This is a genomic window from Variovorax sp. R-27 (assembly GCF_049913215.1).
Classification (GTDB): domain Bacteria; phylum Pseudomonadota; class Gammaproteobacteria; order Burkholderiales; family Burkholderiaceae_C; genus Variovorax.
In genome coordinates this window covers 5,217,039-5,233,280 of the sequence record NZ_CP183984.1, presented here as the reverse complement: position 1 = coordinate 5,233,280, position 16,242 = coordinate 5,217,039, and the positions used below count along the sequence as shown (strand labels likewise).

The following is a 16,242-nucleotide window of genomic DNA, read 5'->3' as shown; positions in this document are numbered from 1 at the left end:
TGCCCTCATCATGGTTCTTTCCGACGTACCTCCTCTCTCGCGCGCGGCCCTCGCGCTGGCCGTCATGGTCCTCGCAGGCTGCGCTGTCGGCCCCGACTACGTCCGCCCGCAGATGGACGTGCCGGTCGCCTACAAGGAAACAGGCGGCCCCTGGAAAACCGCTGCCCCGCAGACCATCGACGCCAGCCACCCCTGGTGGGATGCCTACGGCGACAGCACACTCAGCGCGCTGATCGTGCAGGCCAACGCGGCCAACCAGAACATCCGCGTCGCCGAGGCGCAGTACCGCGAGGCGCAGGCCATCACCGCGGCAGCGCGCGCCAACTTCTTCCCGACCGTCGGCATCAACGCCGGTGCCACCCGTGCACAAAGCAACAGCACCGGCACCGTCGAGCTAGGCACCACCGACACCCTCGGCCTCGCCGCCAGCTGGGAGCCCGATATCTGGGGCGCAGTGCGCCGCTCGGTCGAGGCCGGCAGCGCGAGCGAACAGGCCAGCGCCGACGACCTGGCCGGCGCGCGGCTCAGCATCCAGACCACGCTCGCGCAAGACTATTTGCAGATCCGCGTGATCGACCTGCAACGCGACCTGTACGCCAGCACCACCACCGCCTACGCCAAGGCGCTCGAACTCACGCAGCACCAATACGCGGCCGGCACCGTGTTGCGCTCCGACGTGGCGCTGGCAGAAAGCCAGCTCAAGACGGCGCAGGCCCAGGCCGTGGACCTCGACGCCCAGCGCGCCCAGCTCGAACACGCCATCGCGGTGCTGACGGGGCAGGCGCCCGCGTCGTTCTCGCTGCCGCCGCTCGAATCGTCGTCGCAGCCGCCCACGGCCGAAACGCTTTCTTCGGCCGCTGCACTGCGCGTGCAGCTCCCGGTCACGCCCACGGGCCTGCCTTCGGAGCTGCTCGAACGCCGCCCCGACATCGCCGGCGCCGAGCGCCGCGTGCAGGCAGCGAACGCCAACATCGGCGTGGCCAAGGCCGCGTACTTCCCGCAGATCGTGCTCAGCGCCAGCGGCGGCTTCAGCGCTGCCAGCCTGTCCACGCTCTTCAACACGCCCAGCCGCGTGTGGTCGCTCGGCGCGGCGCTGGCGCAGACCGTGTTCGACGGCGGCTTGCGCAAGGCGCACACCGATCAGGCCGTGGCCACCTACGACGCCTCGGTCGCGCAATACAAGCAGACCGTGCTCGGCGGCTTCCAGCAGGTGGAAGACAACCTTGCCACCCTGCGCGTGCTCGACAACGAATCCGCCCTGCAGGCCGATGCCGTGCGCGCCGCGCAACTCGCCGAGCGCCTGGCCCTGAGCCAGTACCGCGCCGGCACCGCCACCTACCTCAGCGTGGTGACGGCGCAGACGCTCTCGCTCACCAACCAGCGCACGGCCGCGCAGGTGCTCGGCCGCCAGCTGGCAGCCAGCGTCTCGCTGATCGCGGCCACGGGCGGCGGCTGGAACGCCGCCGATGCCGCACAAAAGACTTCCGGAAATTGACGCCATGACGACGACCGCAGACACCACCACAACGCACCCCCTGTTCCAACGCCGCTCCACCTGGCTCGCGGCCGCCACGCTCGTGGTCGTGCTGGGCGGCGGCGCCTGGGCGCTCACCCACCACGCGGCCAATGCAGCCAAGCCCGATGCGCCGAAGACGCCGCCGGTGCAGGTGACCACCGCACGCGTCACGCCGCAGACCGTGCAGGTCTATCGCTCGGGCATCGGCACCGTCGCCTCGATGGCCACCGTTACCGTCAAGGCGCGCATCGATGGCCAGCTCGACAAGGTCGGCTTCGTCGAAGGGCAGGACGTGAAGGCCGGCCAGCTGCTCGCGCAGCTCGACCCGCGCACGCTGCAAGCCCAGCTCGCGCAGGCGCAGGCCACCAAGGCGAAGGACCAGGCCACGCTCGTCAATGCGCGCGCCGACCTCAAGCGCTACACCACGCTGCTCTCGCAAGACGCCGCCACGCAGCAGCAGGTCGACACGCAGAAGGCCCTCGTCAACCAGCTCGAAGCCACCGTGCAGAACGACGCCGCGCAGGTGCAATTCGCCGAGGTGCAACTGAGCTTCACGCGCATCTCCTCGCCCATGAACGGCCGCGTCGGCGCGCGGCTGGTGGACCCGGGCAACATCGTTCACGCGACCGACACCAGCGGCCTCGTCGTCATCAACCAGATCGACCCCATCGCCGTGCAGTTCACGCTGCCCGAAGACGCGGTGCAGGACATCAACCGCGTGCAGCAGCAAAGCGCGCAGCCGCTCTCCGTGGTGGCCTTTGACCGCAGCGGCGCGCAGATGCTGGGCACCGGCAAGCTGATCTTGCTGAACAACCAGATCGATACCACCAGCGGCACCGTGCAGCTCAAGGGCAGCTTCGCCAACCCGCAGCACACGCTGTGGCCCGGCCAGTACGTCAACGTGCGGCTGCAGCTAGACCGCAGGCCCGATTCGCTCACCGTGCCCGCCGCCGCCATCCAGCGCGGACAGGACAACACCTACGTCTGGGCCGTCGATGCAGAGAACAAGGCCGAGAACGTGCCCGTGCACGTGGTGCAGATCGCCGACGGCACGGCAGTTGTCGACAAGGGCCTGACGGCCGGCCAGCGCGTGGTGGTCGACGGCCAGTACAAGCTCAAGCCCGGCGCCACCATCGTCGAGCCACCGCCCGCCGCCAAGAATGCAGATGGCAAAGATGGCAAGAAGGCCGCCAGCGGGAGCAGCAATTGAGCATCTCTGCCGCATTCATCAAGCGCCCCATCGGCACCACGCTGCTGGCGCTGGCCATCCTGCTGGTCGGCGCGGCGGTGTTTCCGCTGCTGCCGGTGGCGCCGTTGCCGCAGGTCGACTTTCCGACCATCCAGGTTTCGGCCAACCTGCCGGGCGCCAGTCCCGAGACCATGGCCTCCAACGTTGCGCAGCCGCTGGAGCGGCAGTTCTCGCTGATCGCGGGGCTGTCGCAGATGACGTCCACAAGCGGCCTGGGCTCCACGCAGATCACGCTGCAGTTCGACCTCGACCGCAGCATCGACGCCGCCGCGCTCGACGTGCAGGCCGCCATCAACGCATCCACCGGCCAGCTGCCCGCCAACCTGCCGAGCCCGCCCACCTTCCGCAAGGTGAACCCGGCCGACGCGCCCATCCTGATTCTTTCGGTGCAGTCGAAGACGCTGCCGCTCACCGAGGTGAACGACTACGCCGACAACATCCTCGCGCAGCAGATCTCGCAGATCTCCGGCGTGGGCCTGGTCAACATCGGCGGTGTGCAGAAGCCGGCCGTGCGCATCCAGGTCGACCCGGCCAAGCTCGCGGCGCTGGGCCTGAGTCTTGAAGACGTGCGCACCGTGCTTGCCTCGGCCACCGTCAATGCGCCCAAGGGCACCATCGACGGGCCGAACCAGAGCTTCACCGTCTACACCAACGACCAGTTGCTGAAGGCCCAGCCATGGAACGACGTGGTGCTGGCCTACCGCAACGGCGCGCCCATTCGCGTGCGCGACCTGGGCGTGGCGGTCGATGGCCCCGAGAACGCCAAGATCGCCGGCTGGGCCTACGCAGGCGCCGCCGCGCCCGAAGGCAGCAACGTGCAGAACGGCCGCTCCATCGTGCTCGCCATCACCAAGCAGCCAGGCGCCAACGTCATCGAAACGGTAGACCGCATCAACGCCGCGCTGCCGCGGCTGAAGGCGTCGATTCCGCCGACGGTGGACGTCAACGCCATCATCGACCGCACGCAGACCATTCGCGCCTCGGTGAAAGACGTGGAGTTCACGCTGCTGCTGACCATCGCGCTCGTGGTGGCCGTTATCTTCGTGTTCCTGCGCAACGTGCCGGCCACGCTCATTCCCAGCGTGACCGTGCCGCTCGCGCTGCTGGGCACGGTGGCGGTGATGTACCTGCTGGGCTACAGCCTCGACAACCTCTCGCTCATGGCGCTGACCATCGCGGTCGGCTTCGTGGTGGACGACGCCATCGTGATGCTGGAGAACATCTACCGCTACGTCGAAGAGGGCATGTCGGCCGTCGAGGCGGCCTACAAGGGCGCGAGCGAAATCGGCTTCACCATCATCTCGATCTCGGTGTCGCTTGTGGCGGTGTTCATTCCGCTGCTGCTCATGGGCGGCATCGTTGGGCGCCTCTTCCGCGAGTTTGCGGTAACGGTCACGCTCACCATCGTGGTGAGCGTGGTGATCTCGCTCACGCTCACGCCCATGCTGTGCTCGCGCTTCCTGAAGAACGAGCACGGCAACAAGCACGGGCGCCTGTACCAGCTGTTCGAGCGCGGCTTCGACGCCATGCTCAACGGCTACAAGCGCGGGCTGCACGTGGTGCTCGACCACCAGTTCATCACGCTGATGGTGTTCATTGCCACGGTGGCCGCCACCGGCGTGCTGTTTGCGATCATCCCGAAGGGCTTCTTCCCGCAGCAGGACACCGGCTTCATCTCGGGCTTTGCCGAGTCGGCTCAAGACGCATCCTTCGCGTCGATGAACGCCCGCATGCTCGAGCTGGCCGACGTGGTGCGCAAGGACCCTGACGTGACCGGCTTCGGCATGAACGGCAGCTCGTCCACCTACAACACCGGCAACTTCTTCATCAGCCTGAAGCCCAAGGACGAAGGCCGCACCGCCACCGCCGACGAGATCATCACGCGCCTGCGCCCGCAGCTCGCCAAGGTGCAAGGCGTGAACCTGTTCCTGCAGGCCGGACAAGATATTCGCGTGGGTGGACGCGCCTCGCGCACGCAGTACCAGTACACGGTGACCGACGCCAACCTCGACGAGCTCAACACCTGGGCACCCCAGTTGCTCGCGCGCTTCAAGCAGCTGCCAGAAATTACCGACCTGGCCTCCGACCAGCAGAACGCCGCGGCGTCCGCCGTGCTCACCATCGACCGCGACCGCGCGTCGAGCTTCGGCATTTCTCCCGCCACCATCGACGCCACGCTGTACGACGCCATCGGCCAGCGCCAGGTGGCGCAGTACTTCACGCAGCTCAACAGCTACCACGTGGTGCTGGAGGTAACGCCCGAGCTGCAGCAAGACCCGTCGCTCTTCAGCAAGCTGTACCTCAACTCGCCGCTCACCGGACAGCAGGTGCCGCTGTCGACCTTCGTGAAGGTGGACACCAGCAAGACGGCCTACCTGTCGATCAGCCACCAGGGCCAGTTCCCGGCGGTGACCATCTCGTTCAACCTCGCGCCGGGCCATGCGCTGGGCGACGCGGTGAACGCCATCAACAAGGCGCAGGCCGAGATGGGCCTGCCGCAGTCGCTCACCGGTTCGTTCCAGGGCACGGCACAGGCCTTCCAGGATTCGCTCGCCTCACAGCCCTACCTGATTGCGGCGGCGCTGGTGGCGGTGTACATCGTGCTGGGCCTGCTGTATGAGAGCTACATCCACCCGCTGACGATTCTGTCGACGCTGCCCTCGGCCGGCGTGGGAGCCTTGTTGATATTGATGGCGGGCGGCTACGACCTGAGCGTGATTGCGCTGATCGGCATCATCCTGCTGATCGGCATCGTGAAGAAGAACGGCATCATGATGATCGACTTCGCGCTCAAGGCCGAGCGCGAGCAGGGCATGTCGCCGCACGACGCCATCTACCAGGCCTGCCTGCTGCGCTTCCGCCCGATCATGATGACCACCATGTGCGCGCTGCTCTCGGGCCTGCCGCTGATGCTGGGCCACGGTTCGGGCTCGGAGCTGCGCCGGCCGCTGGGCTACGCGATGGTCGGCGGGCTGATACTCTCGCAGGCACTCACCCTGTTCACCACGCCGGTGGTCTACCTGTACCTCGACCGCGCCCACTACTGGTACATGAATCGCAAGGAGGCGCGCAAGGCCCGCAAGGCAGCGAAGGAAGGCAAGGCCCCGGTGCCGGCCGAGGCGCACTGATGAGCGCCGGCTGACATCACGGACAGGGACGGAGACAGAGACAAAAACGCCATGAAGATCCTGATAGTCGAAGACGAGCTGAGAACCGCGGACTACCTCTCCAAGGGGTTGACCGAGCAGGGCTGCGCCGTCGACATGGCGCACAACGGCATCGACGGCCAGCACCTGGCGCTCACGCATGACTACGACGTGATCGTGCTCGACGTGATGCTGCCCGGGCAGGACGGCTTCTCGGTGCTGCGCGCGCTGCGTGCCGTCAAGCAGACGCCGGTCATCATGCTTACCGCGCGCGACAGCGTGGAAGACCGCATCAAGGGCCTGCACGAAGGCGCGGACGACTACCTCGTCAAGCCCTTCTCGTTTCTTGAACTGCTGGCGCGGCTGCAGGCGCTGAACCGGCGTGGCCGCAAGCAGGAGCCGATGCAGCTGCGCATTGCCGACCTGCAGGTCGACCTGCTGGCGCGCAAGGCTTTTCGTGGCAGTGGCGGCGGCAACACGCGCATCGACCTCACGGCCAAGGAGTTTGCGCTGCTCGCCGTGCTGGCAAGGCGCCAGGGCGAGATCCTGTCGAAGACCGCCATCGCCGAGCTGGTGTGGGACATGAACTTCGACAGCAACACCAACGTGGTCGAGGTGGCCATCAAGCGGCTGCGCGACAAGATCGACGTGCCCTTCAGCCCGAAGCTGCTGCACACCATCCGCGGCATGGGCTATGTGATGGAAGTGCGCGACGGCGACAGCAACACCGCCGAGGGGGAGGGCGCCGCACCGTGAAGCGCTCGATCACCGCGCGGCTGGTCATCATGTTCGCCGCGGCGGCGCTCGCGACCTTTGCGCTGACCGGCTTCGCGCTGCACAGGGTGCTGATTCGCGAGCTGGACCGGCACCAGTACGAAGAGCTCGACACCACGCTCAAGAGCCTGCAGTTCTGGATCAAGGCCATCGACACCCCCGAGCGCTGGACCCGCGTGCAGGCGCGCATGGATGCGCTCACGCCAGAGGACGGCAGCGTGCGCTTCTGGGTGCTCAGCGACGACCCGCGCTTCCAGTACGGCAAGGGCCTGGCCGAAATCGACGGCCTCACGCGCGAGGCCAACGGCCACACCAGCAGCATCGTGCTGCCGGGGCAGGAGAGGCCGTTTCGCACGCTGTCCGTGCACATCGAGCCCCATGCGCAGCGGCCGGCCGTACGGCTGATCGTCGGGCGCAACACCGAGCCTTATGCGCGCACGCGCCAGACCTTTCTGACCGCGCTGGCCGCGCTCGGGCTGGGGTCGGCGCTGGTGGTGGCCATTGCCGGCTACTGGATCGCGCGCGTGGGGTTGCGGCCGCTGGAGCGGCTTTCGGCCGAGGCGCAGGCGCTGCGGCCCAAGACCTTGTCGCAGCGGCTGCAGTCGGGGGCCTTGCCGGTCGAGCTATCGGCGCTGGCCGAGGCCTTCAACGGTGCACTGAACCGGCTCGAAGAGGCCTACGGCCAGCTCGAATCGTTCAACGCCGACGTGGCCCACGAGCTGCGCACGCCGCTGGCCAACCTCATCGGCAGCACGCAGGTGGCACTGTCGCGCCAGCGCAGCGCGGGCGAGTTCCAGGAGGTGCTGCAGGCCAACCTCGAAGACCTGGAGCGCGTGCGCTCCATCGTCAACGACATGCTGTTCCTCGCGCGCGCCGACCGCGGCGAAGTGGCGACCGGGCTGGTGCTCACGCCCGTGGCGCAGGAAGTGCGCAAGACCATCGAGTTCTTCGAGTTCGTGCTCGACGAGACGCGCGCGCAGGTCGTCATAGAGGGCGACGTGCTGGCCGAGGCGCGGCTCGAAAGCGCGCTGTTCCGCCGCGCCATGTCGAACCTGCTGCAGAACGCCATCGAGCATTCGAAGCCCGGGGCGCAGATTGCCGTGACGCTGCGCGAGGAGGCCGCCTCGACATGGATCACCGTGTCGAACCCGGGCGCACCCATCGACGAGCAGCATCTGCAGCACCTGTTCGACCGGTTCTACCGCGTCGATGCCGCACGCAACGACGGCGGCGAGCATCACGGCCACGGGCTGGGGCTGGCCATCGTGAAGGCGGTGGCGAGCATGCACGGGGGCCAGGTGAGCGCATCGAGCGAAGGCGGCCTGAACACCTTTGGTTTCAGCGTGGCGCGCCCCCCTGAAAAACTCGCTGGCTGAAGCCGCCCGCCAATGGCCTGTGCCCAGTACGTTCTTGGGCCATGCCCGAGAATCGCGGTTCGCATGAACCGCACGCAACCACCGCAAATTCATCCAGCATCCGGGCAAGGGCAGCCATGGCGCAGCTGATGTCCCTGCTTGTGCAGAACGCGATCCTGGTGGTGTTTGCCGCCAGTTTTGCCGCACGCCTCGGGCTCCCGGTGCCGGCGGCCGCGGTGCTGGTGGTGACGGGCGCGCTGCTGGCGGCGGGCGATGTCTCGGTGCCCGGCGTGGTGGCGGCTGCGGTCGTCGCCAACCTGCTGGGCGACGGTGCGTGGTTCTATGCCGGGCGGCGCTTCGGCTACCGCTTCATGCGCCTGCTGTGCCGCATCTCGCTGTCGCCCGACACCTGCGTGCGGCGCGGCGAATCGCTCATTACCGACTGGGGCGGCATGTCGCTCGTGGCCGCGAAGTTCGTGCCGGGCGTGTCGGTGGTGGCGCCGCCCATGGCTGGGGCGCTGGGCATGTCGGTGCGGCGCTTCATCGGCTTCGACATTGGCGCAGCGCTGGTCTGGACGGGCCTCTTCCTCGGGCTGGGCTGGGTGTTCCGCAACCAGATCCAGGAAGTGCTGGCCGTCATGGCGCAGGCCGGCGGCATTGCCACGGCCGCGCTGGCGGTGCTGTTGCTGGTGATCCTCGCGGTGCGCTACTGGCGCCGGCGGGCCTTCATGCGGCTCACGGGCATGCCGCGCATCTCGGTGGAAGAGCTGCACGAACTGCTGAGCGGGGAAGAGCCGCCGCTGGTGATCGACGTGCGCGGCCAAGCCGGCATGCAGATCGACCCGCGCCGCATTCCAGGTGCAGAGGCGTACACGCTCAAGGCGCTGCAGCAGCGCAGCCTTGACCTGTCGCATGCATCCGGGCGCGTCGTGGTGCTGTACTGCAACTGCCCCAACGAGGTGTCGGCCGCGCAGGCTGCACGCGTGCTGCTGGCGCGCGGTGCGCGACGGGCCCTGCCGCTGACCGGTGGGCTCGACGCATGGGTGGCCTCTGGCCGGCCCACCAGCGTGGACTGACCTCGCGCCTGCAGAAATCAGCCCTGCGTGCTAAGGTGCCCGGGCTTCGGGTTAACCCCTAAGCCCACCCCCCCTTCGCAACTGGCAACCGGGACTCCTCGTGTCTTCTTCCGCTCCCACAGCCTCTCCGGCCGCTTCGACCGCAACAGGCCTCACGCCCGCGCTCACGCTGGTCTTCGCCATCGCCTGCGGCCTGTGCGTGGCCAACATCTACTACGCCCAGCCGCTGATCGGCCCCATCTCCGACACGCTGCAGCTGCACGCCGGGCTGGCCGGCCTGATCATGACGCTCACCCAGCTCGGCTACGGCGCCGGCCTTCTGCTGCTGGTGCCGCTGGCCGACGTGGTCGAGAACCGCAGGCTCATCGTCGGCGCGTTGTTCGGCGCGGTCGTCGGGCTGGTGGGCATTGCGCTCTCGGACTCGGCCGTTACCTTCCTGGCTGCCTCCTTCGTGGTTGGCGCATGCGCGGTCGCGGCGCAGGTGCTGCTGCCCTTCGCCTCGCACCTCGCGCCGGAGGCCACGCGCGGCAAGGTGGTCGGCAACATCATGGCCGGGCTGCTGGGCGGGATCATGCTGGCGCGGCCCTTTGCCAGTGTGGTGGCATCGGCGCTGGGCTGGCGCGCGGTGTTCTGGTTGTCGGCCGTGCTGATGGCCACCCTCATCGCCGTGCTGTGGCGCGTGCTGCCGCAGCGGCGGCCGCATGCCTCGGTGGGCTACGCGCGCACCATGGCCTCGCTGCCCGGCATCGTGTGGAACACGCCGCTGCTGCGCCGGCGCGGCTTCTACCAGGGGATGATGTTCTCCGGCTTCCAGGCCTTCTGGACGGCCGTGCCGCTGGCGCTGGTGCACGAGTTCGGCATGGGGCAGCGCGGCATTGCGCTGTTCGCACTGGCCGGTGCTGCCGGCGCGCTGATGGCACCGCTGGCGGGCCGGCTGGCCGACAGGGGGCTGACGCGGCCCGCCACAGGAGTCGCCATCGTCGTCGCACTGCTTTCCTTCGTGCTCGGCGCGATCGCCATGCACTACCACTCGCTGGCCGGGCTGGTCGCGGCGGGCATCCTGCTCGACGGGGCTGTGCAGCTGTGCCAGGTGCTCAACTTCCGCAGCCTGTTCATGCTGGCGCCGGAGCTGCGCGGCCGGCTCAACGGGCTGTTCATGACCTTCATCTTCATCTGCGCCGCGGTGGCCTCGGGCATTGCAGCTGCCGTGTATGCCTTTCACGGATGGGGTGGGCTGTGCCTGCTGGGCGGCGGCTATGTGCTGCTGGCGCTGCTCTACTACGCGACCGAGTTCCGCCAGCAAACTTCGGCCGTGGCCGTCGGCAGGTAGCAGACGCAAACGACCGTAGACTCGTTCGCTTTGCGTTGCATTCAATGAGCTCGCCGATTTTTTCGCGGTCCATTCAGGTAACCCAAACCGACGCGAGCGGTATCTGGCCCATCCTGATGCTTTGCGTGGCTTACTCCGCATTGATGGTCGCAGGGGCTGCATGGGTTATCGACCTGGATGCGAAGGGCTGGTACATCGCGCGCGACATGGTGGCCATGCTTGCGCTCATGGCGCTGTGGCTGGTGGGCCTGGTGTTCGTCGTGCGTGCATGGATCTGGGTCGAAACGCATTGGCTGCAATCGGCCAAAGGCCGGGCAAAGGCGTTCAACGAATGCACGCGCGTCGACATCGGCGAAGGCGGTTTCTCCGTGCAAGGGCTTGGCCATGTCGATTGGATCGACGTGCTGACCCTCGAAGGGATTCCCGACAGCGACAACTATCTGATCGTTCACACACGGCCATTCAAGAAGCTGATGTTGACGGCACCTGTCGATGAACTGGCGCCGGTCATCAACCACTATCTCGCGCTGAGAAGCAGCGTCAAGGCAACGCGAACGGGCACTCTGCAAAGCCGCGCCATGGTTTTTTGCTGGCGATGCTTTCTCGCCTGGATCTGGGCGGGGTATGCGTTGGCTGGCGCCGCAGGCATCGCGTTGCTCCTCAACGTGTCAGATGCAGGATTCATGAAAACCATGGTGGGCCTCTGCGTGCTCATGCCACTGATCGCGTGGCTGGTCTGGGCCATTCCTGTCTCGCAGATCAGCACCTTTTCGCATTCGCGAGTGCGAGCCTTCGAACTCGACGGCACGCGGCTGCGCAGCATCGACGGTGCTTGGCAATTCGACCTGCTGCGAGCTCGCGTCAGCCGTCGCCGTGCCAGCGGTATCGGCTACGAATTCACTTTCCTGACCGTTCGCCCGGAGTCGGGAAAGAGGCTCGATCTGATACTGGAAGGCGGGCCCGATCAGGAGGCGTTGCTGGACGCCTTGAGCGATCGAGGCTTGCTGCCTGCGATGAACCCGCAAGGCTGAACGCCCGGGCCCCACAGGGGAGCCAGGGCGAAAGTGCTCAGTGGTAGCCTTGCCACCCGATGAATCTCCGCACCAAGATCGTTGCGCTGGCCGTTGCACCTTTGCTCATCGCACTGGTGCTGGTGGCCCTCGCGGTGCGCCACCAGGAGCATGACCTCGCCCAGCGCGAGCGAGCCCTCATCGAGCGCAGCTACATGGACCAGCGCCGTAGCGAGCTGCGCAGCTATGTCGAACTGGCCGTGAGCAACCTGCTGCCGCTGTACGAGTCAGGCCAAGACGACGAGGCCACCCGCAACGAGGCCCTGCGCCGCCTGGCCTCGCTCAACTACGGCGACGACGGCTACTTCTTCGTGTATGACCTGGAGGGCAACTCCCTCATGCACTCGCGCCAGCCCGAGCTGGTTGGCCAGAACCTGTGGGAGCTGCGCGACTCGCGCGGCCGCTACACCATTCAGGAGCTGATAAAGGGCGCGAAAGAAAACGGCGGCGGCTACGTCGAGTACGAATGGCGCAAGCCGTCGAGCGCGCAGATGGCGCCCAAGCTCGGCTACGTGACCGCCATGCCGCGCTGGAACTGGATGGTCGGCACCGGCCTGTACCTCGACGACATCCAGTCGACCATGGACACCCTCGACCGGCAGATGAACGCCAACGTTACCGCCACCCTGCTGTGGATTGCCGGCATTGCCGCGCTGTGCCTCGGCGTAGTCAGCGCCGCCGGCCTGCTGCTGAACCTTAGCGAGCACCGCACCGCGGAAGCCAAGCTGCGCCTGCTCGCGCGGCGCGTGGTGCAGTCGCAGGAAGAAGAGCGCGGCCACCTCGCGCGCGAACTGCACGATGGCACCAGCCAGACGCTGGTGTCGGCCAAGCTGCTGATCGAATCGGCAGTCGAATCGCTCGACCGCCAGCGTCAGCCCACACCACCCGCGCTGGCCAAGGCACTGCAGCGGCTCAACGATTCGCTGATTGAAGTGCGCCGCATATCGCACCGGCTGCGCCCCGCCTTGCTCGACACCCTGGGCCTGCCCGCCGCGCTGGAGCGGCTGGTCGACGAGTTCAGGGAAGAGGGTGGCGTCGACGCGTCGATGATGATGGGCGGCGAGTCTTTCGAGCTGCAGCCCGAAGTGAAGACCGCGCTCTTCCGCCTGACGCAAGAGGCGCTGACCAACGTGCGCAAGCACGCGAATGCACAGCACGTGAACATTGCGCTGCACTTCGACGAAGAAGAAGGCGTGCGGCTCGAAGTGAGCGACGACGGCACCGGCTTCGACATACAGGCCGTGCAGCTCGACCCCCGGCGCGGCATTGGCCTGCGAAACATGCGCGAGCGCATGGAGGCCATTGGCGGGCGGCTCATCATGTGCAGCAACGCCGGGCGCACATCCATCGAGGCCGAAGTGCCGACCCGCAGCGCAAGGGCTGCCGAAGAAGCGCCCGCATCCATCACATGACGACGACCAAGACCATCAGGCTTTTTCTTGTCGACGACCACCCGCTGGTGCGCGACGGCCTGCGCGCCCGGCTCGGCTCCATGCCCAACCTGGAGATCGTCGGCGAGGCCGGCAGCGCGGCCGAAGCGCTCGCACTGGTAGACAGCGTGCAGCCCGACCTGATGCTGATGGACGTCGGCATGAAGGACATGAATGGCATCGAGCTCGCGGCCCTGCTGCTGCAACGCCAACCCGCGACGCACATCGTGATGCTCAGCATGTACGACAACCCCGAGTACGTGCAGAAGGCCCTGCAGGTGGGCGCGCGCGGCTACGTGCTGAAAGACGCGCCTGCGGCGGAGATAGTCGCGGCCATCGAGGCCGTGTCGGCAGGCGGCACCTTCTTGAGCCCGGCCGTGTCGAAGAAGCTGTTTCGCACGCAGGAGCCGCGGCCTCTGCTGACGCCGCGCGAGAGCGAGATTCTTTCGGCGCTGGGGCGAGGCGAATCGAGCAAGCAGATTGCCCGCGACCTGGGGCTGAGCGTGCGCACGGTGGAGGCGCACCGGCAGAGCATCAAGCGGCGACTGGGCATCGAAGGGCAGGCGGAGCTCATCAAGTACGCGGTGGAGCATGCGCGGGAGTTCGGGCAGCGCTCGTGAGCTTCAACGACTGACTGTCAGAGCTTTGTGTATTAGCGCTGCCGCCCGGCGAATACCTGAGCTATTCGAGAAATTCTCGGCAGAAGTTTCTTCCTGCGCCGGGCTGGTTTTCTCTACAGTGAATGCCCCTGTGATTGAACGACCCGCTATGTGGGTGAGGAAGGCGGCATACACAACCAACACCAACAACCGGATGAATGAATGAACCGCTTCGCTTCACGGCGGGCTATCGGTGCGACGCGCATCGATGCGAACGTGAGGCACAAAAGGCGACGGCCAAGGTGCGCGAACACCTTGACCGTCTAACCAAGTGACGTGCATTAACTTTGGAAAGAGAGCACACCAAATGGCTGAACGAATTATGGCCGGGCCTGCGAGGCCGGCATCTGCGGACGCGACCGCCACGACACGGGATCCGTCCGATCTTCTTGAGAACAAGCTGGAGCAGTTGAACTCACTGCTGTGGTGCTTCTACGGCGCAGGGGACGGATGGTTCCAGGACGCGGGAGAGGCGCATCGGGAGAATCTGCTTTGGATTGCTTCTGATTTGGCGCGGGAGGCGGTGGAGTTGTTTCAGGAGAGTGGGGGTGGGTGACGGGGCTCGGTGCTAGATGCTTTGCAGGGTGTCCAGGGCTGCTTCAGACTGGTTGCGGTCAGTCGGCACGGCCCGCTGAATGTCGGCTGTGCGCAGCAATCGAGCCATCTGGCAGCACATCAATCCGCCTCACTGCTGTGGCAAGGCGGACCGATCTTCACCGCTCAATCGGCGCTCGCTCAGATCTCCGTCTGCTCCGAAATCTCCAAGGCGTCATCCACCTCGATGCCCAGGTATCTGACGGTCGATTCGAGTTTGGAGTGGCCGAGCAGCAACTGCACCGCGCGGAGGTTCCTGGTCCGTCGGTAGATCAGCGTCGCTTTCGTCCGTCGCATGGAGTGCGTTCCGTAGTCGGCAGGATCCAATCCAAGCTCCTTGACCCAGCCAGCAAGAATCCGGGCGTACTGCCGGGTGCCGAGGTGCGGCGAGTCGTGCATGCGGCTCGGGAACAGGAAGTCGTCCGATCTCAGTCCGGCGCGCTGGATCCACGCCTGCACAGCCTCTCGGGTTCCAGGCGTGAGTTCGAACTGCACCGGACGCTGGGTCTTGTGCTGCATCACCGTCGCCCGTGGGGCAACCTGCTCCCCGTGGCAGACGTCCCTGACCTTCAGGCTGACAAGATCGCAGCCGCGCAGCTTGCTGTCCAAGCCCAAGTTGAAGAGAACCAGTTCACGCACTCGGCCCTCCAGTTGCAGCCGCACCCGCAGCGCCCAAATGTCCTTGAGTTTGAAAGGCGCCTTCTGGCCGACGATCTTGCCCTTGTTCCAGGGCACTCGGCAGGTGGCTGTGTTTGCTGATCCCATGATGGTCTCCCATCGAGTTGAGGGAGCCTCAGCATGCGCGGCCAGACTGCATCTGTCCTTGAACCGCGCCTGCTTCACCGGATTCGGCATCAGCTTTCGCGGCCATATTTGACCTACGGCAGCAAGGGGCACAATCGGCCGGAAGCGGACTCTTACCAACCGAGCCACATCTGTTCATGACCAGCTACGTCCTCGCCCTCGATCTCGAAGGCACCTTGATCTCGAATGCGATGAGCCAGATCCCTCGACCGGGTCTGGCAAATTTTCTGACGCGTTGCGCTGAAATTTTTCCCCGCATCGTCATGTTCACCACCGTCAAGGAAGAGCGATTCAGAAGGATCGCGCGCTTGCTGGTGGACGAAAAGGTCGCACCCGATTGGTTTGCGGATGTCGAGTACGTCACATGGAACGGGGAGACAAAGGACCTCCGATTTGTGCCCGGCGTGCAACCGCACCAGGTGTTGCTTGTGGACGATTTTGAGAAGTACGTGCATCCGGGCCAGGAAGCTCAGTGGCTGCAGATCGAGTACTTCGACTATCCCTATAGTTCGGCAGATACCGGCCTTGCCAAGATGCTTCAAGTTCTGGTGGCGCGTGCTTGATTTCCGACTTGGTTCAGTACGGTCGCGGCAAGAATCGGCTAAGGGCCTTTTCGCCGGCAGTGCGACCGGCTACAGCCGGCCAAAAACCGACTTTCCTGATAGAGAAAAACAACCGTGTACGGATGCATATGAGAAGACGAAGATTCTTGACTGTTGCTCTTGCGCCGATCGCTGTGGTCGGATGCACGTCTATGGAAAGCATCTCTAAGCCATCCAAGGATGAGTATTTCGTGCTTGACAAGACCTATACGCGCGCCGAGGTTCGAGGTCTGATTCCTTACAACTACGTCATTGGACTTCGTGCAGGAACGTACTCTTCCGTCGGGGAAGATCGAGATGGACGCTATTTTCAAGGAGAGGGAGATTGCGTAATCCAACTCGGTACTGAACGAGCAGACCATTTCCTTAAATCTGGAGAGATCCCGCGAGCCATGGCTGGCTTTCCGGGTGGAGAAGGCGGAATCTGGTTGCCTAGAGCCGGAAGCAATAGTCCGCCTAGGCTGTGGTACAAAATTCGAAATAAGGGGTTGGATACGATGCAAATCGTGCCATTTCTTGTTGTGAATGCGACGGAGGGCTCTTTCGGGTGGGTGCCATTGGAGAACGATGCTGCATTGTTAGCAGAAATCAAGGTCCGCGAAAGATAGCTAGCACTGGTCGGTGTGCAATGTCTGGT

The 16,242-nt window shown here is 65.7% G+C and carries 14 protein-coding genes; 13 read left to right on the top strand and 1 reads right to left on the bottom strand.

Annotated elements, in window-relative coordinates; translation table 11 throughout:
* The first annotated feature begins 10 nt into the window (after positions 1 to 10).
* The 11 genes from ACN9MV_RS24490 (at position 11) to ACN9MV_RS24440 (ending at position 14,161) form a co-directional block, all read left to right on the top strand.
* Positions 11 to 1,495 (top strand): efflux transporter outer membrane subunit, encoded by a 1,485-nt coding sequence (locus ACN9MV_RS24490; RefSeq protein ID WP_426389898.1) that lies wholly within the window; start codon positions 11 to 13, stop codon positions 1,493 to 1,495.
* Positions 1,496 to 1,499: 4 nt separating this feature from the next.
* Entirely contained in the window at positions 1,500 to 2,726 is a 1,227-nt protein-coding gene (locus ACN9MV_RS24485) for an efflux RND transporter periplasmic adaptor subunit (protein ID WP_093077211.1), read from the top strand.
* Positions 2,723 to 5,893 (top strand): efflux RND transporter permease subunit, encoded by a 3,171-nt coding sequence (locus ACN9MV_RS24480; RefSeq protein ID WP_093058626.1) that lies wholly within the window; start codon positions 2,723 to 2,725, stop codon positions 5,891 to 5,893. The genes ACN9MV_RS24485 and ACN9MV_RS24480 overlap by 4 nt, the downstream gene beginning before the upstream one ends.
* Before the next feature lie 51 nt (positions 5,894 to 5,944).
* Positions 5,945 to 6,667, top strand: a complete 723-nt coding sequence (locus ACN9MV_RS24475) for a heavy metal response regulator transcription factor (protein ID WP_093058627.1) — start codon at positions 5,945 to 5,947, stop codon at positions 6,665 to 6,667.
* The gene (locus tag ACN9MV_RS24470; RefSeq protein WP_426389896.1) at positions 6,664 to 8,061 is read left to right on the top strand and encodes a heavy metal sensor histidine kinase; all 1,398 of its coding nucleotides are present in this window, start codon (positions 6,664 to 6,666) and stop codon (positions 8,059 to 8,061) included. The genes ACN9MV_RS24475 and ACN9MV_RS24470 overlap by 4 nt, the downstream gene beginning before the upstream one ends.
* 128 nt (positions 8,062 to 8,189) lie before the next feature.
* A complete protein-coding gene (locus ACN9MV_RS24465; RefSeq protein WP_426389895.1) occupies positions 8,190 to 9,116 on the top strand; it encodes a VTT domain-containing protein in 927 nt (308 codons plus the stop codon).
* A gap of 100 nt (positions 9,117 to 9,216) precedes the next feature.
* Positions 9,217 to 10,446, top strand: a complete 1,230-nt coding sequence (locus tag ACN9MV_RS24460) for an MFS transporter (RefSeq protein WP_426389894.1) — start codon at positions 9,217 to 9,219, stop codon at positions 10,444 to 10,446.
* Positions 10,447 to 10,490: 44 nt separating this feature from the next.
* Positions 10,491 to 11,477 (top strand): hypothetical protein, encoded by a 987-nt coding sequence (locus tag ACN9MV_RS24455; RefSeq protein WP_426389893.1) that lies wholly within the window; start codon positions 10,491 to 10,493, stop codon positions 11,475 to 11,477.
* Between the two features lie 59 nt (positions 11,478 to 11,536).
* Positions 11,537 to 12,928, top strand: coding sequence for a cache domain-containing protein (locus tag ACN9MV_RS24450; RefSeq protein WP_258353454.1), 1,392 nt, complete (start codon positions 11,537 to 11,539; stop codon positions 12,926 to 12,928).
* Positions 12,925 to 13,566, top strand: a complete 642-nt coding sequence (locus ACN9MV_RS24445) for a response regulator transcription factor (RefSeq protein WP_258353455.1) — start codon at positions 12,925 to 12,927, stop codon at positions 13,564 to 13,566. The genes ACN9MV_RS24450 and ACN9MV_RS24445 overlap by 4 nt, the downstream gene beginning before the upstream one ends.
* A gap of 346 nt (positions 13,567 to 13,912) precedes the next feature.
* Positions 13,913 to 14,161 carry a hypothetical protein gene (locus ACN9MV_RS24440; protein ID WP_093077197.1) on the top strand — a complete coding sequence of 83 codons (249 nt, stop codon included), beginning with the start codon at positions 13,913 to 13,915 and terminating at the stop codon, positions 14,159 to 14,161.
* Positions 14,162 to 14,340: 179 nt separating this feature from the next.
* On the opposite strand, the gene ACN9MV_RS24435 is transcribed toward ACN9MV_RS24440, so the two are convergent.
* Positions 14,341 to 14,964: a tyrosine-type recombinase/integrase gene (locus ACN9MV_RS24435; RefSeq protein ID WP_426389892.1), complete on the bottom strand. Its 624-nt coding sequence runs from the start codon at positions 14,962 to 14,964 to the stop codon at positions 14,341 to 14,343.
* A gap of 176 nt (positions 14,965 to 15,140) precedes the next feature.
* On the opposite strand from ACN9MV_RS24435, the gene ACN9MV_RS24430 reads away from it, so the two are divergent.
* Both ACN9MV_RS24430 and ACN9MV_RS24425 read left to right on the top strand, forming a co-directional pair.
* Complete coding sequence (locus tag ACN9MV_RS24430; protein WP_426389890.1) at positions 15,141 to 15,566, top strand: NIF family HAD-type phosphatase; 426 nt, start codon at positions 15,141 to 15,143, stop codon at positions 15,564 to 15,566.
* A gap of 191 nt (positions 15,567 to 15,757) precedes the next feature.
* The gene (locus ACN9MV_RS24425) at positions 15,758 to 16,213 is read left to right on the top strand and encodes a hypothetical protein (RefSeq protein ID WP_426389888.1); all 456 of its coding nucleotides are present in this window, start codon (positions 15,758 to 15,760) and stop codon (positions 16,211 to 16,213) included.
* Positions 16,214 to 16,242 lie beyond the last annotated feature (29 nt).